The sequence below is a fragment of the Pseudomonas sp. GW822-FHT04H02 genome (assembly GCF_058800645.1).
In genome coordinates, this window is the sequence record NZ_JBXAMM010000003.1 from 1,015,083 (window position 1) to 1,033,370 (window position 18,288).

Here is an 18,288-nt window from a genome sequence, read left to right on the forward strand (position 1 = left end):
AAAACCGCAGCAGGCTGCGGTTTTTTTTGCTCAGTTGAACGGCTGCGGATGCGGTGTCTGCGCCGAGGACGGCGGCAGGATCGGCAGCTTGAAGTCCGGCTGGTCACCGGTCAGGGTTTCAAGGAAGGCCACGATCTGGCTGACCTCCTCGGTACCCAGCTTGCGTCCCAGTTGCAGACGGGCCATCACGTCCACCGCCTCTTCCAGCTTCCAGTAGGCGCCGTCGTGGAAGTAGGGATAGGTCAGCGCCACGTTGCGCAGGGTCGGCACCTTGAACAGCATGCGGTCAGCATCCTTGCCGGTCAGCCCGGCCACGCCCTGGGCCGGGTTCTGGGTGACATAGGGCTCGATCATGCCCATCTTCTGGAATGAGCCACCGCCCACCGCCTCGCCGTTGTGGCAAGCCACGCAGCCGATGGACTTGAACAGTTGATAGCCCTTGAGCGCGGAGGGGCTGATGGCCGCCTTGTCGCCCTTGAGCCAGCGGTCGAACGGCGCATTGGGGGTAACCAGGGTTTCTTCGAACGCAGCGATGGCATTGGTCACGTCGTCAAACTTGATGCCGTCGTCGCCGTAGACCTGCTTGAAGGAGGCCCGGTACTGGGGAATGGAACGCAGCACGTCCACCGCCAGGTCATGGGTGAAGCCCATCTCCCCCGGGTTGGCGATGGGGCCACCGGCCTGTTCCTGAAGCGTGGCCGCGCGGCCGTCCCAGAACTGCGCGATGCTCATGCCGGAGTTGAGCACCGTGGGCGAGTTGATCGGCCCCTGGTGCCAGTTGTGGCCAATGGAGGTGGGCAGGTTGTCGCTGCCGCCCATGCTCAGGTTGTGGCAGGAGTTGCAGGATATGAAACCGGACTTGGACAGGCGCGGGTCGAAGAACAACTGCTTGCCCAGCTCCACCTTGGCCACATCGGTGATCTTCACCGGCTGTACCGGCTGGATCGGTTCGCTTGGCGTTTCCCCCCTGACCTCCCCCCCCAACAGCAATCCGAAAACAAGTAACCACTTACAACGGTGCATGACGTCCCCTCATCAGGCTTATAGTTTGTTTCACCCTGTACCCAACGCCCCCCTCCCGCCCTGACTCAGATCAATCGACGGCCGGGTGAAAGACTGCCTGCGACCCTGTGTACAGGGGAGATGGCCCACTCCAGCCAACTGCCCAGGGCTACATCCGGGTCCAACTGCCGGCGCCACTGCTGTACATTCCCCCGCACGGACGACCCCTCATTTCCCTGTGAACGGAGCTCAACGCGTGTTCTCGAACTTCCCTCCCCGTCACCGCCAACTGCTCGGCCTCAGCCTGCTGGCTGCCGCCCTCAGCCTTGGCGCCTGCCACAACCCGCCTTCTTCCAACGCTCTGCCTGCCGCCCCGGAAATCGCCTCGGGCTACCGCACCGACATGCAGACTCGCCATGCCGACAAGCACATGGCCGCCGCCGCCAACCCGCTGGCCGCCGAGGCCGGGCGCGAAATGCTGCGCAAGGGCGGCTCGGCCATCGACGCGGCGATTGCCATGCAGGCCGTGCTGACCCTGGTGGAACCGCAGTCCTCGGGGATTGGCGGCGGCGCGATGATCGTGCTCTGGGACGGCAAGGCCGTGCGCACCTATGACGGTCGGGAAACCGCGCCGGCCGGCGCCACCGAGAAGCTCTTCCTGCAGGCGGACGGCAAGCCCATGGCCTTCCCCCAGGCGCAGATCGGTGGACGCTCGGTGGGCACCCCGGGCGTGCTGCGGGCCCTGGAAATGGCCCACCAGAAACACGGGCGCCTGCCCTGGGCGCAATTGTTCGAACCGGCGATCCGCCTGGCCGAGCAAGGCTTCGCCATTTCGCCACGGCTGCACACCATGATCAGCGCCGATCCTTTCCTGGCACGCTCGCCGGACATGGCCGCGTATTTCCTGAATGCCGACGGCACGCCGAAAGCCGTGGGCACCTTGCTGAAAAACCCGCCACTGGCAGCGGTGCTCAAACGCATCGCCGAGGAAGGCCCGGACGCTCTGTACAAGGGCCCGGTGGCCGCGGAAATCGTCGCCAAGGTCCAGGGCCACGCCAACCCCGGCAGCCTGTCGATCAATGACCTGCAAGGCTACCGCGCCAAGGAACGCGCGCCGCTGTGCAGCGACTACAAGCGCTGGCAGGTGTGCGGCATGCCGCCGCCCTCCTCCGGCGGCGTGGCGGTGGCGCAGATACTCGGCACCCTGCAGGCCCTGGAACAGCGCGACCCGCGCTACACCCTGGCCAACCTCAAGCCGCAGAAAACCAGCCTGCCCGCCGGCCTTGAGCCCGCGCCACAAGCGGTGCACCTGATTGCCGAAGCCGAGCGCCTGGCCTATGCCGACCGTGGCCTGTACGTGGCCGACAGCGACTTTGTGCCTGTGCCGGTGGCCGGCCTGATCGCCCCGGACTACCTGGCCAAGCGTGCCGCACTGATTGGCGAGCGCAGCATGGGCAAGGCCGAACCGGGCAAGCCCCAGGGCATCCAGGTGGCCTATGCACCGGACCGTTCGCCAATGCGCATCTCCACCTCGCAAGTGGTGGCAGTGGATGACCTGGGCGGCGCCGTATCGATGACCACCACGGTGGAAGCGGCCTTCGGCTCGCACCTGATGGTCCAGGGCTTCATGCTCAACAACCAGATGACCGACTTCTCGTTCATTCCCGAGGAAAACGGCCAGCCGGTGGCCAACCGCGTCCAACCGGGCAAGCGCCCGCGCTCGTCCATGGCGCCGACCCTGGTCTTCGACCGTGCCAGCGGCGAACTGCTGGCCAGCGTCGGCTCCCCCGGCGGCTCGCAGATCATCGAGTACGTGGCCAAGTCGGTGGTCGGCATGCTCGACTGGAACCTGGACCCGCAAGCCGCCGTCGGCCTGCCCAACTTCGGCAGCCGCAACGGGCCGACCGAACTGGAAAAGGGCCAGTTCAGCCCGGCCCTGAAACAGGCGCTGAAAGCCCAGGGTCATGAAGTGAACGAGATCGACATGACCAGCGGCACCCAGGCCATCGTTCGCGTGCGTGATGCACAGGGCAAGGCCTCCTGGGCCGGCGGCGCCGATCCACGGCGCGAAGGGGAAGCGCTGGGGGATTGAGTGTTATCGGATGAACCCGAGGGCTGGCCGTGAGGCTGGCCCTTTTTTGTGGGCGGTGAACGAGGGCTCTGTATGCAAGATTTTGCGGCGGTCTGTGTCTGATCCGACCTTTGGATCTGCCCTAGCATCGTCCCTGTCCACCGAGGAACCGACGATGAACACGATTGCAGCCGACCTTGATATCCCGGGCCTGAGCCCACGCCGCCTGACGCCCCAGGACCTTGAGCTGATCTGCCGCCATCGCCAGGCGATGTTTCTCGATGCGGGTAAGGATCTCTCCACCTTGCAAGTGATGACCGAGCACTTTCGCCCCTGGTTGCGTGAACGCCTGGAGGACAGCCGCTACTACGGCTTCGCCCTGATGGACGCCGAGCAGAGCGTGGCCAGCATCGGCCTGATGAGCATCGACTGGCCGCCCCACCCTTCCCATCCAACCCAGGATCAGCGCGGCTACGTGCTCAACATCTACGTCGAACCGGCCTACCGGCGCCGCGGCCTGGCTTCGGCGCTGATGAAACTGGCAGAGGCCGATTTCAGCCAGCGCGGGCTGGGCTTTGCCGTGCTGCATGCGACCGAGGCCGGCAAGCCGCTGTATCAGGGGCTGGGTTGGGCGGCGACCAGTGAAATGGCGAAGGTGTTGGAAGCTTGAGTTAGCTGCTCTGGATCATAGAGCCGCCCTGAGCAGAGTTGCTCGGGTTTCAGCTCATGCAAAAGGTGACATCGGGGGCATGGATCACACACAAGAAAACGAATGGGCTGACTGGAAATCAGGACTCCGCTCATTGGAGTTGCAACTCCACGTTCTTAATCTTTCAGGAGTCATCTCCTAGCACCCACCATTGCCGCAGAGTACGTCAAAGACGTAGAATTCTCCCGCATGCTGACGATCATAGAATCTCCGCTGTTTTCCAAACTCTGGCCCGATTACTGGTCCGAAGAGGAGCGTGGAGAGTTCATGACGTTTCTTGCCAGCGACCCGGAGTCCGGCGTTGTCATCCCGGGCTCTGGCGGTTGCAGGAAAATCAGATGGAGCGTTGATGGACGTGGAAAAAGTGGCTCGGTGCGGGTCATCTATACCACCCAGCTCGCATGCGGAGCCCTGGTTGCGCTGGTGATCTATGGCAAAGGCGCTACCGAAAACATTCCAGCACCTGTTCTACGCAGAATTGCGAAGGAGATGAATCATGCCCCTTACTGAAAAAGAACTATTGGAGCGCGATGCCAAGCGCAATATCGGCCAGGAGCTTCTGGACGCGATCATCGATGTCAAAGCCGGCCGGCATGGCCATACCCATAGCATTCCGATCACCAAGGCCGCCGAAGCGCGCGGTAAAACTGGGTTGTCGCAACCCAAATTTGCCCAACTGCTTGGCGTGTCGGTAAGGACCCTTCAAGAGTGGGAGCAAGGTCGGCGCTCGCCTTCTGGAGCTGCCCGTTCATTGCTGCATATCGCAATGCTCAGGCCCGATGTATTTCGAGAGGTGCTGGCACAACCTCAGTAGCCACGGATCGCGGCGGTTGGGTTGGACGGCGACCACAAGACAGCGGCTACAGAGTCGGTCTATCTCACAGTCACAGAATGTCGCAGCAATGCCGTTGCGGCACTCCCCCTCCCCCGCTATCCTTCGCCCGTCGCTGCAACATCAGCGAACGGGCTTGGCGGCCCGAACCACGAAAGGCGCAATAGCGCCAAAACACGAATGCAGGCGCTTTTTTTGTGCCCGCATTTCTGTGTCATGGCGGATTGCGCAGGGACCCCTCCGGGGGTGCCGGTTCCTTTCGTGCCGGTCCGCCAACCTTGTGCAATCCGCCACCCAAATCTGCTTGGCGGCAGACGGTGGTGGTTCCCAATACGAAAGAAGTCGTCACCATGCATCACACTCGAAATCCGTCCTCCCCACACCTCCCGTCCCAAAAAACCGGAGGTGCCCGATGACCACTCAATCGACCCTGACCACCCTCGGTGAAATCCGCTTTTCCCAGTGCGGCGAGCACCCGCATCCGCTGTTTCGAGTGAATGCCGACGTGCCGATCAGCGACGCCCTGGAACACGCCTCGGCGCTGTTGCATCTGGCAAAGCAATTCACCCTGGAGGCGGCCATGGAGCCCCGGTGCGACCGCTATGCTTGGGCGGCACACTACCTGGCAGAGATGGGCAAGGCACTGATGGACGACGTGCACGCCACGCTCTCTGCATGACCTGATCGTCCCTGAACCGACGTCGCCTGCGCGGGCAGATCCAGCGATCTGCCCGTACATCGCTTGACGCACTCAGCGACTTGTTTAAGTCCCAGGACGGGACTAGGATCACGCCATGAGAATTATTGCAGTCAGTCAGTTGAAGGCCTTCTGGGAGAAGTACCCGGACGCAGAACAGCCCTTGCTGGCCTGGGTCGATGAAGCAAAGAAAGCCGAGTGGTCCAACCCTGCGCAGATCAAGGACCAGTATCGCAACGCGAGCATTCTCAAAAGCCGCAGGGTGGTCTTCAACATCAAGGGCAACGAGTATCGACTGATCGTTGCCGTGGCCTACCGCTTTGGTGCGCTGTACATCAAGTTCGTGGGCACTCACCAAGAGTACGACGCCATTGATGCCGACAGCGTAGACATGGAGCAACCCGCATGAACATCCGCCCTATCCACACCGACCAGGATTACCGCGCCGCGCTGAAAAGCGTCTCGCCCCTGTTCGACAACGAACCGCAGCCCGGAACACCTGAAGGCGATTACTTCGATGTGATGATCACCCTGATCCAGGCGTACGAAGCCAGGCAGTTTCCCCTGGACCTGCCCAACCCGATCGAGGCGATCAAGTTCCGCATGGAACAATCCGGCTTGTCCGCCGCCGACCTGGCCCCGGCCATCGGCCGCACCAACCGCGTCTACGAAGTGCTCAACGGCAAGCGCGCGCTGACCCTGCCCATGATCTGGAAACTGCACCAGCTGTTCGGCATTCCTGCCGAAAGCCTGATCAAGCCGATCAAATCGTCCTGAGCCGTGCTGCCGGGCTTGAGCTTGCCCTTGGGTAAAGGCTCAGCATGCCCCGCAGCCCAACCACACCAAGGACGCTCCATGCTCACCATCGGACAAATGGCCCGCTGCCACGGCCTTACCACCAAGACCCTGCGCCATTACGACAGCATCGGCCTGTTCACCCCGGCCCTCACCGGCCGGGACAACGGCTACCGCTACTACAGCCCGGAACAGATCGTGACCCTGGGGCGCATCGCCTGGCTGCGGCAGTTGGGCATGTCCCTGGAAGACATCCGCACTCTGGCGGACCAGGGCGGCCTGGACAGCGTGCTGCACATGCAGCAGTCACTGCAGGCGCATGCCCGGCAGTTGCAAAGCGAGATCGCCCGCAGCCAGAAAGTACTGGGCCATCTGCAGCGCTACCTGGCCCAGCCGCAGCGCCAACTCCCAGCCGCGCAGACACCACAGAAGGTATTCCTGGCGCCGCAGCGGATCATCGGCATGGCCTGGCAGCAGGATGACCCGGGCACCATCGCCGAGCTCTGGCAACGTTTCGAACCTCGGGAACAGGAGATCCAGCGCCTGGCCGAGCCGGTGGGCACCTATGGCATCTGCCAGCCCCTGGAGGACGGCCAGTGGCGTTATGTGGCCGGCCTGCCGGTCGCCGCCGACGCGCCCCTGGTACCCGGCATGGTGGAGCTGGAAATCCCTGCCCGCCATTACGCGCGAGTCGAGCATCACGGCAGCGTGGCCACCCTGCCGGAAACCTTTCGCGCCGCCTACAGCGAGTGGTTGCCCGCCGCCGGGCTGATGCCCATCGACGCGGTGGAGTTCGAGTACACCGGCGAGCGCTTTCTGGGGCCCATGCACCCGGACAGCGTGGTGGAACTGTATATCCCGCTGAGCGCCTGAAACGCCCGGTGAAGGGGCCGACCAGCAGGCTACCGCTGGTCTGCCCCGGCCTATCCAGCGTTGTCTGTCAGCAAAAGTACCTCGGATACCGCTATGCTCTGCAGCCATTCCCAGGTTACCGAGCGAAGGCCCGATGAGTTTCCAGGCAGGTGTGTTGAACCAGATATCCGGCATCCGTCATGCGTTTTCGACCCTCGGCGCCGCCCTGCCGGCCAACCTGTTCTTCTGCTCGCAGATCCACAGCGGCGAGGTGGTGCAAGCCAGTACCACGCTGCCCAGCGGAATCATCCGCGGCGACGCGGTACTCACCCATTCCAGCCGGCCCATCGCAGTGGTCACCGCCGACTGCCTGCCGTTGCTGATCAGCAGCGAGGACGGTTCCTGGGTCGCGGCAGTGCACGGCGGCTGGAAAGGCCTGCATGGCGGGATCATCGCCAATGTGCTGCAACACTTCGCCAGCAAGGGCATCACCCCACAGCAATTGCGGGTGGCCATCGGCCCATCGATCAAACCCTGCTGCTATGAAGTCAGCGCCGATTTCATCGACACCCTGTCCGCCACTCAGGACCCGCTGTGGCCGGCCGCACAGGCCCCCTGGAGCCGTGAGCAACCGGCCCCGCTGCTGCCGCCGCAGATTCCGCCACCGCAACCGACCCAGGCCGATTCCCTGTGGTTCGACCTGAGCCGCTATGCCGTGCACTTGCTGCACGCCGCTGGAATCAGTGATGAACAGATCGAAATCAGCGAGCTGTGCACCTACTGCTCGACCCCGGCCCTGGCCAGCTATCGTCGACGCGGGCACCGGGGTGAAGCCAAGGCCTTCCAGTACTCGTGGATCGGCCGGGCATGAACCTCGAGAGTGCACTGCTCCCGACCTCCCTGAGCGACCTGGAAACCCTGGTCCAGATGCGCATCGCGGCGATGCGCGAAAGCCTTGAGCGCCTGGGGCGCTTCGATCCGCAGCGGGCCCGGGAGCGTTTTGCCGCAAGCTTCGCGGCCGAACGCTGCCACTTCATCCTCAGTGACGGACAGCCCGCAGGCTTTATCCAGAGCCAATCACACGGCGATCATCTGCGCCTGCAGCACCTGTACGTCCTACCGCAATTCCAAGGGCGGGGCCTCGGCGCCAAGGCCCTGGAGCAGCTTTTGGAACGCTCCGCCAACGAGCAGCTACCCATCCACCTGGATGCGTTGCGCGGCAGTGACTCGAATCGTTTTTATCGACGCCTGGGTTTTGTTCAGGTGGGTGAAAGTGAATGGGATATTCACTACGTTCGGCCGGCGGATCCACCCCGGGCCTGAACCCGGTTCCGGTTGGCCACCGAGCCCCTGCTGGTTCTTGGCCAGCAACCTGAGCTAACGTTGCCTCCCCCCTCAGGCTCAACCCAAGGAGTGCCCGTGTCTGACAACCTCTATGCCCCGCCCCAGGCGGATCTGGTCGCCCCCTCGCCCGAAGCGGCGCAACAGCCGTTCTACGTAGTGTCCAAGGCCAAGTTCCTGACCCTGTACATCCTCACCTTCGGTATCTACCAGGTGTACTGGGCCTACAAGAACTGGCATCAGTTCAGGCACGCCAGCGGCCAGGAGCTATGGCCGGTGGCCCGGGCCTTCTTCGCGATCTTCTTCACCCATGCGCTGTACCGCGAAGCCGATGCGACGCTCAAGCGCGACGGCCGCAGCCATGACTGGCGGCCCGGTGAACTGGCAACCCTGTTTGTGGTGGGGATGATCATCAACAACGTGGTGGACGCGCTGTCACGCAAGAACATCGGCTACCCGGTGACCGACATTGCCAGCCTGGCGCTGCTGCCGGTACTGGCGTGGATCACCTGGCTCGGCCAGCGCGGCCTGAATGCCGCCGCGAAAGATCCCGAAGGCCGCAGCAACGCCCGTTTCACGCCGCTGAACTATGTGTTCATCGTGCTCGGGGCGGTGCTGCTGGCCCTGGCGTGCATCGGGGTGATGCTGCCGCCGGAGTGAGCCGAAGACTCAGGCGCTGACGTAGACCCAGGCCTGGATGCCCGAGGCCAGGGTCACGCTGACCCGCTTGTAGTCCGAGACTTCATAGCTGTCGGCCGCTGCCAGCTCCTCGGGGGTGATGCAGAACACGGTGCCGGGAATCGGCGCGCTGTCCGCCGCCCCCGGGCGCAGGATCGGGTGGTGGGTCTTGCCGCTGGCCGCCAGCACCTCGGGGTCGGTGATTTCCACCCAGCTCTGTTCGTAGCCAAGCATGGCATCCGCGCTGCCACTCAACTCACGGCCAAAGTTGGCGATCTGCACCGCCTTGTCTTGCAGGGTGCCGTAGGAAAAAAGATAAACCGATGCATCTGTTGCCGAACTCATTCGTCACTTCCTTAACCACGATGATCCGCTTCAGCGGTTGATTTTCAGCCCTTGCCGTTCAGCGTGACGCTCCAGCGCCAGCTCGATCAGGCGGCTCACCAGCTCGCTGTAGCTCATGCCGGTGGCCTGCCAAAGTTTGGGGTACATGCTGATCCGGGTGAAGCCCGGCAGCGAGTTGATTTCGTTGATCAGCACTTCCCCCTCATCGGTGAGAAACACATCGACCCGAGCCAGCCCGGAGCAGCCCAGCACCTGGAATGCCTCGACGGCCAGGGCCCGAATGCGCTCGCTGTGCTCGATGCTGATGTCCGCCGGCACCAGCACCTGGGCCGCCTCCCCGTCGATGTACTTGCTGTCGTAGGAATAGAAACCGTTGCTGACCACGATCTCGCCGCAGCCACTGGCAATGGGCTGGTCGTTGCCCAGCACCGCGCATTCGATTTCCCGCCCACGCACGGCCGACTCCACCAGCACCTTGTGATCGAAGCCCAGGGCCAGTTCCACCGCGGCCTCGTATTCGGCCTCGTTGTCGACCTTGCTCACCCCCACCGATGAACCCTGGTTGGCCGGCTTGACGAACAGCGGCAGGCCGAGTGTTTCCCGGGCCCGGGCAAAACCGTAGCGAGCACGGGTGGCCCGGGTCAGGGTGATGAACGGGGTCACCGCCAGCCCGGCGTCGCGCAGCAGGCGCTTGCTGATGTCCTTGTCCATGCACACCGCCGAACCCAGCACGTCGGAGCCGACAAAGGGCAGGTCGGCCATGCGCAGCAGGCCCTGCAGGCAACCGTCTTCGCCCAGGGTGCCGTGGACGATGGGGAAGATCACATCGACATGCCCCAGCAGTTCCTGGCTGGAGGTTTCCACCAGTTGCTGGCTGGCCTTGCCCGGCACCACCGCCAGTTCGCGGTTGGACTGGTTGAGGGCGATCAGCGCCGGGTTTTCCTGGTTGATCAGGAAGTTCGAGGTGTCGTTGAGGTGCCAGTGCCCCTGTTTGTCGATGCCGATCAGCACCGGCTCGAAACGCGTGCGATCCAGGGCATCGACGATATTGCGCGCCGACTGCAGCGACACTTCGTGTTCGGCCGAACGGCCACCAAAAATAATCCCGACCCGCAACTTGCTCATGACTGCTTCCCGTTGAAAAAATGATTGCTGACGGTTCTTCAATTCAGCTGGGGCTGTAGCGCAAATGGATCAGCGCCACTCGCTCCTGTTCCTTGTTCCTGCGCTCTTCGATGGCGAACGGCACAAAGCCCAGCTTCGGATAGAGCAGCAACCCCGCCACGTTGCTGTTGAAGCACGACAGCGTCACCTCGCTGGCCTGGTGCTTGCTGTGGGCGATGTGGATCATCTGCCCGATCAATTGCGCCGCCAGGCCCGCGCCGCGCACCTCTGGGTCGACGATGACATTGCCGATGGTACAGGTGCCGCCCTTGGCCCAGCGGTAGAAGTTGGCAAAGCCCACTACCTGCCCGTCACGCTCGATCACCGTCGAGTCGCTGCGCTGGGCGATGGAGTCGCGCAACTGCTCGTGGGTCAGCGGCCAGGTGGCGGCGGGAAAGAAGAAATACAGCTCCTGGGGATTGCCCACGAAACTGCAGATCCGCGGAATCTCCGCCTCTGCCACCGGGCGAAAAACAACAGCCATGTTCGGTCTCCTGATACGGGGACGGGTCGTCCTTGTTGGGGGGCGGATACTGGCCGGCGCAAGGCACCGACCGTTCAGCGATTGGCCAGCAGATGCCCGCCGAACAGCACATAGCAACCACCGGCCAGGCGGTCCAGCCAGCGCCGGGCCCGGGCATAGAACCCGGCCACCCGGCTGCTGGCGAAAAACAGCGCCACGCAGCAGTACCAGGACAACGACAGGCCGGCCATGGTCAGCACCGCCAGCCCCAGTAGCAGAGGTGGCGGGGAGGCCGGCATCGAAGTGGCAAAAATGGTGGCCACGAACAGCGCCGACTTGGGGTTGGTCATGTTGCCGAGAAAGCCCAGCCGGTAGGCCGAGAACAGGCTGCGCGCAGCATGGCTCGCGCCATCGGTGGTCGGGGTCTCCAGGGCCGGCTTGCGCTTGAACTGCTTGAGCCCCAGGTAGATCAGGTAACAGCCACCGGCAACCTTGAACAACACGAACAGCGCCGGCGCCGCGCTGAACAGCGATTTGATGCCCAAGCCTCCTGCCAGCCCCCAGAGCACGGTGCCGCTGGCCACCCCCAGGGCGGCGAACAGGCCATGGCGCCGCGAACAGCCCGCCGCCAGTTGTGCAGTGGTGAAAAAGTTCGGCCCTGGGGTGATCACCGCCACGCTCCAGAGCAGGGCCAGCGACAACAACGGGGCGAGGTAAACCAGGTGCGAGGTGTACATGGGAACAGATGGCCATGAAGAGGGTCCGGGGGAACGACGCTACTCCACTCGCGCCTGCCCAGGCAACCGCCGATTGGCCTCGCAACCCGGCTCAGGCAGCAAGCCATCGTGCAGCGCCGGAACCCTCCTGCAAGCCGCCCTTCTTCCGGCAGAACCGCTACGGCGTAGAACCGAGGGGCAAGACAGCCAGCGCGCCCCTGAGTTAACGTACGGCCCTTGGTTTCATCCATCAGGACCGTTCCATGGCCAAACCCGCAGCTGTCACCGACTGGGTTCACCGCGCGCCGCCCGCCCGGGGCCTGGAGCGCATCGAGGCGTATTTCGCCGGCCATGGCTATGACATGCACCGCCATGACACCTACGCCATCGGCCGCACCCTGCACGGGGTGCAGAGCTTCCAGTACCGCGGCGGCTGGCGCCACAGCCTGCCCGGCGCCACCATGGTCCTGCACCCCGACGAAGCCCACGACGGTGAGGCCGGCACCCACGACGGCTTTCACTACCGCATGCTGTATGTCGAGCCGGCGCTGATCCAGCAGATCCTCGGCGGCCAGCCGCTGCCCTTCATTACTGGCGGCCTGTCCAACGACCCGCGGCTGTTTGCCGCCACCGAGGCCCTGCTGCGTGGGGTCGACAGCCCCCTGGACCCGCTGGAACAGGAAGACGCCCTGTTCGACCTGGCCCATGCCCTGAACAGCGTCTCCGGGGTCGCCCAATCACGGCAACGTTTCGACTATGTGGCGGCCGAGCGGGCCCGGGAATACATCCACAGTGCCCTGGACCGCACCCTGACCCTGGAGGAACTGGCGGCCCACAGTGGGCGCGACCGCTGGAGCCTGTCCCGGGATTTTCGTTTGCTGTTCGGCACCAGCCCCTACCGCTACCTGAGCATGCGCCGCCTGGACCTGGTCCGCGCGCTGCTGGTGCAGGGCCAGACCCTGGCCAATGCCGCACTGATCGCCGGCTTCACCGACCAGAGCCACATGACCCGGCAGTTTCGCCAGACCTACGGCCTGCCACCGGCGCGCTGGCTGAAGATGCTCGGCCGCTGAGGCCACACACGATCGTTCAAGAAGCCCTGGCCCCTGGCTGTTTACCCTCAGCGCTCATTCATCACTGAGGTGGACCACACCATGCAAAACCCTGCCCCGCAAGACGCCTACCAGAGCATCAACTTCGCCAGCAAACTCGGCCTGTTCAGCGAACACTGGACCCCCAAGGTGATCGCCGAGATGAACGACTACCAGTTCAAGATCTCCAAGTTGCAGGGCGAATTCGTCTGGCACTCCCACGCCGACACCGATGAAACCTTCATCGTGCTCGACGGCCAGTTGTACATCGACTTCCGTGACGGCCGGGTGGCCATCGGCAGTGGCGAGATGTTCGTGGTGCCCAAGGGCGTCGAGCACAAACCCTGGGCCGAGCAGGAGGTCAAACTGCTGCTGATCGAACCCAAGGGCGTGCTCAACACCGGCGATCAAGGTGGCGAACGCACCGCCCAGAACGACGTCTGGATCTGATCCTCACCGCTGAACCTGCGAGACGGAAAAAGGAATTTCTGCCTCTTGAACACAGTCAGACACAGCAACACGTCATCGATCGACTACCCTTGGCCGACCAATGGTGCGTCAAAAACTGTACGTCAGTGCAAACAGCACAGGTAGAGTGACGCTCTTATTTTTCTGTGCGATGGCTCTAGTGCAGGGACTACAGCCTGGTCCCAGCTTTCGATGACGCCCATGGCGCGTCCATTACCTGTTGCGACCCCTGACCCCTGAATGCCCAAACCGCACCAAGACACCACCGCCCCCACCCTGCTTCAAGACCTGCGCGCCGGCACCGCGACCTTGCACGTGGCCCTGGAAAAGCGCCTGCCGTTCTTCTCCGAGCACCTCGATGCGGCCTGGTACCGGCGCCTGATCCAGGCCTATTTCGGCTTCTATCAGCCCCTGGAGGCGGCCCTGCATGACAGCGGCCTGATCCCTGCCGGCTACGACCCGGAGCAGCGCCGCAAGACCCCGGCCCTGGCCGGCGACCTGCAGGCCCTGGGCCTGGCCCCGGAGCGCATCGACGCCCTGCCCCGCTGCGACCATCTGCCCGCACTGGCCAGCCCCGGCGCGTGCCTGGGCGCCCTCTATGTACTGGAGGGCGCGACCCTGGGCGGGCAGATCCTGCGCCGGGAAATGGCCCAGCGCCTGGACCTGCACGGGGATAACGGCGGGGCTTTCCTCGACGTGTATGGCGCCGCCACCGGGCGGCGCTGGAAAGATTTTCTCGACTACCTGGGGCGCATGCCCGAGGACGCGAGCGCACGACAACAAGTGGTCAGCGCCGCGCAATCCACATTTGCTTGTTTCGAGCACTGGCTCGACAGCCGCGAGGTGCTGCTATGACCCCACAAGACGCCCAAGCCTTCGAACAACTGCTGGCCAACTGCGCCGATGAGCCAATCCGCTCCCCCGGGGCGATCCAGCCCCATGGCGTGCTGCTGACGCTGTCGGAGCCGGAGCTGCGCATCCAGCAGATCAGCGCCAACGTCGAGGCCCTGCTGGGCCAGCCTGCCGCGCAGGTCCTCGGCCAGCCCCTGGAGCAACTGCTGGGAGACACCGACGGCCAGCGCATCCGCGAGGTGCTGCAACTGCCGCGGTTGTCCGATGCGCCACCGCTGCACCTGGCCGTCAATGGCGCGCGCTTCGAAGGCTTGCTGCATCGCCACCAGGGAGTGCTGATGCTGGAGCTGGAAATCCAGCTCGAACACCTGCAGCCCCAGCACCTGAAAGAGCAGACCGAGAACCTGGGGCGCCTGCTGCGGCGCTTGCAGACGGCCAAGACCCTGAATGAGCTGTACGCCATCAGCGTCAGCGAAATCCAGGCGATGACCGGCTACGACCGGGTGCTGATCTACCGCTTCGAAGAGGAAGGCCACGGCCAGGTGATCGCCGAAGCCACCCGCCCCACCATGGAAGTGTTCAATGGCCTGTTCTTCCCGGCCTCGGACATTCCCCAGCAAGCCCGCGAGCTGTACCGCAGCAACTGGCTGCGGATCATCCCCAACGCCGACTACCAGCCGGTGCCCCTGCTGCCGGCGCTGCGCCCGGACACTCAGCAGGCCCTGGACCTGAGCTTCGCCACCCTGCGCAGCGTGTCGCCGATCCACTGCCAGTACATGAAGAACATGGGCGTGCTGTCCTCCATGAGCATTTCCCTGCTCAAGGGCGACCAGCTCTGGGGCCTGATCAGTTGCGGCAACCGCCAGCCGCTGCTGGTGCCCCACGAGCTGCGCATTGCCTGCCAGACCATCGGCCAGGTGCTGTCGTTGCAGATCAGCGCCATGGAAGCCCTGGATATCAGCCGCCAGCGGGAAGAGAAAGTCGCCGCCCTGGCCCGCCTCGACCAGGCCATGCGCGACACCCCCGACAGCGTCTTCGACGGCCTGACCCAGGTGCCGCAACTGCTGCTGGAGCTGACCCAGGCCGGTGGCGTGGCAATCATCGAAGACAAGCAACTGCACTGCTTCGGCAACTGCCCGCCCCAGGACGAAATCCGCGCCCTGCACCGCTGGCTGCAAGGCACCGGGCAGGCGGTGTTCGCCAGCCATCACCTGGCCAGCGTCTACCCGCCGGCGGCGAGTTATCAACAGGTGGCCAGCGGGGTCCTGGCCATGACCCTGCCCAAGCCTGTGGATAACGGCGTGCTGTGGTTCCGCCCGGAAGTGAAGGAAAACATCAACTGGAGCGGCAACCCGCAAAAGCCCCTGGACCTGGAAAACTCCGACGCCGGCCTGCGCCTGCGGCCGCGCACCTCGTTCGAGATCTGGAAAGTGGAGATGGCCGGGATCTCCACCAAGTGGAGCCACGGCGACCGCTTCGCCGCCAATGACCTGCGCCGCTCGGCCCTGGAGCACGACCTGGCGCGCCAGGTGCTGCGCGAGCAACAGGCCGTGCGCGCCCGGGACGAACTGGTGGCGGTGGTGTCCCACGACCTGCGCAACCCGATGACCGTGATCTCCATGCTCTGCGGCATGATGCAGAAGGCCTTCAGTTCCGATGGCCCGCATACCTCACGGCGCATTTCCTCGGCCATCGACACCATGCAGCAGGCCGCCAGCCGCATGAACAACCTGTTGGAAGACCTGCTGGACACCTCCAAGATCGAGGCCGGGCGCTACAGCATCGCCCCGCAGCCGCTGGACGTCAGCCAGATGTTCGAAGAGGCCTATTCATTGCTGGCGCCACTGGCTCTGGACAAGGCCATCGACATCAGCTTCCACGCCGAACCGGACCTCAGGATCAACGCCGACCCCGAGCGCCTGTTCCAGGTGCTGTCGAACCTGGTGGGCAACGCCATCAAGTTCACCCCCAAACAAGGCAAGGTCGGGGTGGTGGCGATGTCCGACGGCGAGCAGATCGTGTTCAGCGTGCGCGACTCCGGGGAGGGCATTCCCACCGACCAGTTGCCATTCATTTTCGACCGCTACTGGACCATGAAGGAAGGCAACCCCAACGGCACCGGCCTGGGGCTGTACATCACCCAGGGCATCATCCACGCCCACGGCGGCAAGATCGAAGCCCACAGCGAAGTGGGCAAGGGCAGCGAGTTCCGCTTCAGCGTGCCGCGCGCCAGCCTCTGACCCATAGCCCGGGGCTGGCCATTGAGCCCCGGGCGCTCATTCAGCCGCCTGGGCCACCAGCCAGTCGCGAAACAACTGGCCGCTGGCGGACAGGCGCTTGTGCCGCGGATGCACCAGAAAATCCGCCTGCCCGGTGCGGAACGCCCACTCGCCAACCCGCAGCAACTCGCCCTGGGCCACCAACTGGCTGGCCATGAAATCCCAGCCCAGCCCCACGCCCATGCCCTGCTGCACCGCGCTGAACATCAGGGTCAGCTGGTTGAACCCCAGGGCCCCCGGTGGCGCGCTGTAGTCCAGCCCGAAATGATGGAACCAGTCCCGCCAGTCGATGCAGTTCCACTCCGAGGCGTCCAGCTGGATCAACGGCAGTTCGGCCAGTTGCGCCAGCTCCTTGACCACAGGCAGCTCCAGGCGCCGGCTGACGATGGGGTAGACCATCTCGGCGAACAGCGATACCGCCGCCAGGGACGACCAGTGCCCCGCACCATAGAGAATGCCGAAGTCATGCTCGGCCACGCTGGACTCGTCCATGTCGTTGTTGGCATGGATGCTCACGGTGATGTCCGGGTGCTGCTTGTTGAATGCCAGCAGGCGCGGGAACAGCCAGAACTGCGCCACCGCGTGGGTGCATTGCACGGTGATGGTATTGGCGTCGCGCCCGGCCCGCAGGCGGCTGACGCTGCGCAGCAGGGCTTCGAGCTGGGTGCTGACCTCGACGAACAGCGAGGCGCCGCTGGCGGTGAGCTTCACCCCCCGGGCCTGGCGCTCGAACAGTTCGGTCTTGAGCGACAGCTCCAGGGCACGGATCTGCTTGCTCACCGCGCTCTGGGTCAGGTACAGCTCGGTGGCCGCACGGGTGAAGCTGGCGTTGCGGCCCACCGCCTCGAAGGTGACCAGGGTTTCCAGCGGCGGCAGATGACGGGCGAAGCGGCTCACAAGACATTCCCCAGGAGAATAGGTAGGTGCCTATATATCCTTTGTCCATCCGGTCAGCAATGACTAGCCTGCGCAGCTTGATGACTAGGTACGAGTGTTTGCATGAAACGTGGAGTTGCTTATGCCGCCCTGGCCGGTGCGGTCTGGGGCCTGGCGATTGTGGTGCCCAGCCTGCTGCCTGAGTTCAGCCCGTTGCTGCTCAGTTGCGCGCGCTTCAGCCTCTACGGTGCATTCTCCCTGCTCCTGGCTGCGCCTCAGGCCCGGGAGCTGCTGCAACGCCTGACCTGGGGCGATGCCGTACTGTTGGTGAAGCTGGCGCTGACCGGCAACCTGATCTATTTCATGCTCCTGGCCAGCGCCATCCAGTGGGCCGGCGTAGCCAGCACCGCACTGATCGTCGGCTTGCTACCGCTGACCATCACCCTGGCCGGCCGCGGCGATGCCGATGCCGTGCCCCTGCGCCGGCTGCGCTGGCCGTTGTTGCTGGTGTTCGCCGGCATCTGCTGCATCAACCTCGACACCCTGCTCACCGCCCACAGCGATTCGGTGGAACTGGGCCAGCGCGCCCTGGGCCTGCTCTGCGCCTTCGGCGCCTTGCTGTGCTGGACCTGGTTTGCCACCGACAACGCCCGCTACCTCAAAGGCAGCCGTTTCAACAGCAGCCAGTGGTCGACCCTGTGGGGCATTACCACTGGGCTGATGAGCGCCCTGGTCTGGCTGCTGGCGGACGGGTTCTCATTGCCCGGCACCCGGGCCGAGGCCAGCGAGCAGCGCTGGATGCTGTTCTGGGGCCTGAGCCTGTCCAGCGCGGTGCTCGGCTCCTGGTTCGGCAATCGCATGTGGAATGCCTCGACCCGGCGCCTGCCGCTGACCCTGAGCGGCCAATTGATCGTGTTCGAGACCCTGTTCGCCCTGCTCTATGGCTTCATCTGCCTGCAGCACCTGCCCAGCCTGCTGCAAAGCAGCGCCGCCCTGTTGCTCCTGGCCGGGGTGCTGTGGGCGGTGCGCCGCCACCTGCCACAGGCCCATGGCTGAC

Annotated in this window: 22 protein-coding genes; 16 read left to right on the forward strand and 6 right to left on the reverse strand. The window is 64.3% G+C overall.

Annotation, left to right across the window (positions count from 1 at the left end):
* Positions 1-30 precede the first annotated feature (30 nt).
* A complete protein-coding gene (locus tag AC1RMG_RS17170; RefSeq protein WP_103407752.1) occupies positions 31-1,023 on the reverse strand; it encodes a cytochrome-c peroxidase in 993 nt (330 codons plus the stop codon).
* Between the two features lie 235 nt (positions 1,024-1,258).
* Here AC1RMG_RS17170 and ggt point away from each other — a divergent pair, with 235 nt between their 5' ends.
* The 11 genes from ggt to AC1RMG_RS17225 all read left to right on the forward strand — a co-directional run bounded on the left by ggt (position 1,259) and on the right by AC1RMG_RS17225 (position 8,959).
* Positions 1,259-3,094: a gamma-glutamyltransferase gene (gene ggt, locus AC1RMG_RS17175; protein ID WP_493169678.1), complete on the forward strand. Its 1,836-nt coding sequence runs from the start codon at positions 1,259-1,261 to the stop codon at positions 3,092-3,094.
* 154 nt (positions 3,095-3,248) lie between these two features.
* Positions 3,249-3,743, forward strand: a complete 495-nt coding sequence (locus AC1RMG_RS17180) for a GNAT family N-acetyltransferase (RefSeq protein ID WP_493169680.1) — start codon at positions 3,249-3,251, stop codon at positions 3,741-3,743.
* A gap of 228 nt (positions 3,744-3,971) precedes the next feature.
* Positions 3,972-4,292 (forward strand): transcriptional regulator, encoded by a 321-nt coding sequence (locus AC1RMG_RS17185; protein ID WP_368995025.1) that lies wholly within the window; start codon positions 3,972-3,974, stop codon positions 4,290-4,292.
* Positions 4,279-4,596, forward strand: a complete 318-nt coding sequence (locus AC1RMG_RS17190; RefSeq protein WP_125063670.1) for a helix-turn-helix domain-containing protein — start codon at positions 4,279-4,281, stop codon at positions 4,594-4,596. Before AC1RMG_RS17185 ends, AC1RMG_RS17190 begins: the two co-directional genes overlap by 14 nt.
* A 430-nt stretch (positions 4,597-5,026) precedes the next feature.
* Positions 5,027-5,293 carry a DUF3077 domain-containing protein gene (locus AC1RMG_RS17195; protein ID WP_368995024.1) on the forward strand — a complete coding sequence of 89 codons (267 nt, stop codon included), beginning with the start codon at positions 5,027-5,029 and terminating at the stop codon, positions 5,291-5,293.
* A 115-nt stretch (positions 5,294-5,408) separates the two neighbouring features.
* Positions 5,409-5,720 (forward strand): type II toxin-antitoxin system HigB family toxin, encoded by a 312-nt coding sequence (locus tag AC1RMG_RS17200; protein ID WP_065365177.1) that lies wholly within the window; start codon positions 5,409-5,411, stop codon positions 5,718-5,720.
* Complete coding sequence (locus AC1RMG_RS17205) at positions 5,717-6,088, forward strand: helix-turn-helix domain-containing protein (RefSeq protein WP_011063430.1); 372 nt, start codon at positions 5,717-5,719, stop codon at positions 6,086-6,088. Before AC1RMG_RS17200 ends, AC1RMG_RS17205 begins: the two co-directional genes overlap by 4 nt.
* Positions 6,089-6,166: 78 nt before the next feature.
* Positions 6,167-6,979, forward strand: a complete 813-nt coding sequence (locus AC1RMG_RS17210) for a MerR family transcriptional regulator (RefSeq protein ID WP_041119870.1) — start codon at positions 6,167-6,169, stop codon at positions 6,977-6,979.
* A gap of 133 nt (positions 6,980-7,112) precedes the next feature.
* Complete coding sequence (locus tag AC1RMG_RS17215; RefSeq protein ID WP_125063667.1) at positions 7,113-7,829, forward strand: purine nucleoside phosphorylase YfiH/LACC1 family protein; 717 nt, start codon at positions 7,113-7,115, stop codon at positions 7,827-7,829.
* Positions 7,826-8,281 (forward strand): GNAT family N-acetyltransferase, encoded by a 456-nt coding sequence (locus tag AC1RMG_RS17220; protein ID WP_011063433.1) that lies wholly within the window; start codon positions 7,826-7,828, stop codon positions 8,279-8,281. Before AC1RMG_RS17215 ends, AC1RMG_RS17220 begins: the two co-directional genes overlap by 4 nt.
* A 96-nt stretch (positions 8,282-8,377) precedes the next feature.
* Positions 8,378-8,959, forward strand: coding sequence for a hypothetical protein (locus AC1RMG_RS17225; protein ID WP_065365174.1), 582 nt, complete (start codon positions 8,378-8,380; stop codon positions 8,957-8,959).
* Positions 8,960-8,968: 9 nt separating this feature from the next.
* Here the strand turns inward: AC1RMG_RS17225 and AC1RMG_RS17230 are convergent, their stop codons facing one another.
* The 4 genes from AC1RMG_RS17230 to AC1RMG_RS17245 form a co-directional block, all read right to left on the reverse strand.
* Positions 8,969-9,322, reverse strand: a complete 354-nt coding sequence (locus AC1RMG_RS17230; protein WP_011063435.1) for a gamma-glutamylcyclotransferase family protein — start codon at positions 9,320-9,322, stop codon at positions 8,969-8,971.
* 30 nt (positions 9,323-9,352) lie between these two features.
* Positions 9,353-10,447: a D-alanine--D-alanine ligase gene (ddlA, locus tag AC1RMG_RS17235; protein ID WP_011063436.1), complete on the reverse strand. Its 1,095-nt coding sequence runs from the start codon at positions 10,445-10,447 to the stop codon at positions 9,353-9,355.
* Between the two features lie 43 nt (positions 10,448-10,490).
* On the reverse strand, positions 10,491-10,970 hold the full coding sequence (locus AC1RMG_RS17240) for a GNAT family N-acetyltransferase (protein ID WP_493169685.1): 480 nt from the start codon (positions 10,968-10,970) through the stop codon (positions 10,491-10,493).
* Between the two features lie 74 nt (positions 10,971-11,044).
* Entirely contained in the window at positions 11,045-11,686 is a 642-nt protein-coding gene (locus AC1RMG_RS17245; protein WP_011063438.1) for a LysE family translocator, read from the reverse strand.
* A 242-nt stretch (positions 11,687-11,928) separates the two neighbouring features.
* Here AC1RMG_RS17245 and AC1RMG_RS17250 point away from each other — a divergent pair, with 242 nt between their 5' ends.
* The 4 genes from AC1RMG_RS17250 to AC1RMG_RS17265 all read left to right on the forward strand — a co-directional run bounded on the left by AC1RMG_RS17250 (position 11,929) and on the right by AC1RMG_RS17265 (position 16,316).
* Complete coding sequence (locus tag AC1RMG_RS17250; protein WP_047285399.1) at positions 11,929-12,738, forward strand: AraC family transcriptional regulator; 810 nt, start codon at positions 11,929-11,931, stop codon at positions 12,736-12,738.
* 81 nt (positions 12,739-12,819) lie between these two features.
* Complete coding sequence (locus AC1RMG_RS17255; RefSeq protein WP_011063440.1) at positions 12,820-13,206, forward strand: cupin domain-containing protein; 387 nt, start codon at positions 12,820-12,822, stop codon at positions 13,204-13,206.
* A gap of 258 nt (positions 13,207-13,464) precedes the next feature.
* Positions 13,465-14,079 (forward strand): biliverdin-producing heme oxygenase, encoded by a 615-nt coding sequence (locus AC1RMG_RS17260; RefSeq protein WP_041119872.1) that lies wholly within the window; start codon positions 13,465-13,467, stop codon positions 14,077-14,079.
* Complete coding sequence (locus tag AC1RMG_RS17265) at positions 14,076-16,316, forward strand: ATP-binding protein (RefSeq protein ID WP_041119873.1); 2,241 nt, start codon at positions 14,076-14,078, stop codon at positions 16,314-16,316. The genes AC1RMG_RS17260 and AC1RMG_RS17265 overlap by 4 nt, the downstream gene beginning before the upstream one ends.
* A gap of 36 nt (positions 16,317-16,352) precedes the next feature.
* Here AC1RMG_RS17265 and AC1RMG_RS17270 read toward each other — a convergent pair whose 3' ends face one another.
* Positions 16,353-17,252, reverse strand: a complete 900-nt coding sequence (locus AC1RMG_RS17270; protein ID WP_401336086.1) for a LysR substrate-binding domain-containing protein — start codon at positions 17,250-17,252, stop codon at positions 16,353-16,355.
* Between the two features lie 102 nt (positions 17,253-17,354).
* On the opposite strand from AC1RMG_RS17270, the gene AC1RMG_RS17275 reads away from it, so the two are divergent.
* Positions 17,355-18,287, forward strand: coding sequence for a DMT family transporter (locus tag AC1RMG_RS17275; RefSeq protein WP_011063444.1), 933 nt, complete (start codon positions 17,355-17,357; stop codon positions 18,285-18,287).
* The last annotated feature ends 1 nt before the right edge of the window (position 18,288 follow it).

Coding starts and splice junctions, on each gene's coding strand:
- AC1RMG_RS17170 (WP_103407752.1), bottom strand. CDS start 1,023: ATGCACCGTTGTAAGTGGTTACTTGTTTTCGGATTGCTGTTGGGGGGG.
- AC1RMG_RS17180 (WP_493169680.1), top strand. CDS start 3,249: ATGAACACGATTGCAGCCGACCTTGATATCCCGGGCCTGAGCCCACGC.
- AC1RMG_RS17185 (WP_368995025.1), top strand. CDS start 3,972: ATGCTGACGATCATAGAATCTCCGCTGTTTTCCAAACTCTGGCCCGAT.
- AC1RMG_RS17190 (WP_125063670.1), top strand. CDS start 4,279: ATGCCCCTTACTGAAAAAGAACTATTGGAGCGCGATGCCAAGCGCAAT.
- AC1RMG_RS17195 (WP_368995024.1), top strand. CDS start 5,027: ATGACCACTCAATCGACCCTGACCACCCTCGGTGAAATCCGCTTTTCC.
- AC1RMG_RS17200 (WP_065365177.1), top strand. CDS start 5,409: ATGAGAATTATTGCAGTCAGTCAGTTGAAGGCCTTCTGGGAGAAGTAC.
- AC1RMG_RS17205 (WP_011063430.1), top strand. CDS start 5,717: ATGAACATCCGCCCTATCCACACCGACCAGGATTACCGCGCCGCGCTG.
- AC1RMG_RS17210 (WP_041119870.1), top strand. CDS start 6,167: ATGCTCACCATCGGACAAATGGCCCGCTGCCACGGCCTTACCACCAAG.
- AC1RMG_RS17215 (WP_125063667.1), top strand. CDS start 7,113: ATGAGTTTCCAGGCAGGTGTGTTGAACCAGATATCCGGCATCCGTCAT.
- AC1RMG_RS17220 (WP_011063433.1), top strand. CDS start 7,826: ATGAACCTCGAGAGTGCACTGCTCCCGACCTCCCTGAGCGACCTGGAA.
- AC1RMG_RS17230 (WP_011063435.1), bottom strand. CDS start 9,322: ATGAGTTCGGCAACAGATGCATCGGTTTATCTTTTTTCCTACGGCACC.
- ddlA (WP_011063436.1), bottom strand. CDS start 10,447: ATGAGCAAGTTGCGGGTCGGGATTATTTTTGGTGGCCGTTCGGCCGAA.
- AC1RMG_RS17240 (WP_493169685.1), bottom strand. CDS start 10,970: ATGGCTGTTGTTTTTCGCCCGGTGGCAGAGGCGGAGATTCCGCGGATC.
- AC1RMG_RS17245 (WP_011063438.1), bottom strand. CDS start 11,686: ATGTACACCTCGCACCTGGTTTACCTCGCCCCGTTGTTGTCGCTGGCC.
- AC1RMG_RS17250 (WP_047285399.1), top strand. CDS start 11,929: ATGGCCAAACCCGCAGCTGTCACCGACTGGGTTCACCGCGCGCCGCCC.
- AC1RMG_RS17255 (WP_011063440.1), top strand. CDS start 12,820: ATGCAAAACCCTGCCCCGCAAGACGCCTACCAGAGCATCAACTTCGCC.
- AC1RMG_RS17260 (WP_041119872.1), top strand. CDS start 13,465: ATGCCCAAACCGCACCAAGACACCACCGCCCCCACCCTGCTTCAAGAC.
- AC1RMG_RS17265 (WP_041119873.1), top strand. CDS start 14,076: ATGACCCCACAAGACGCCCAAGCCTTCGAACAACTGCTGGCCAACTGC.
- AC1RMG_RS17275 (WP_011063444.1), top strand. CDS start 17,355: ATGAAACGTGGAGTTGCTTATGCCGCCCTGGCCGGTGCGGTCTGGGGC.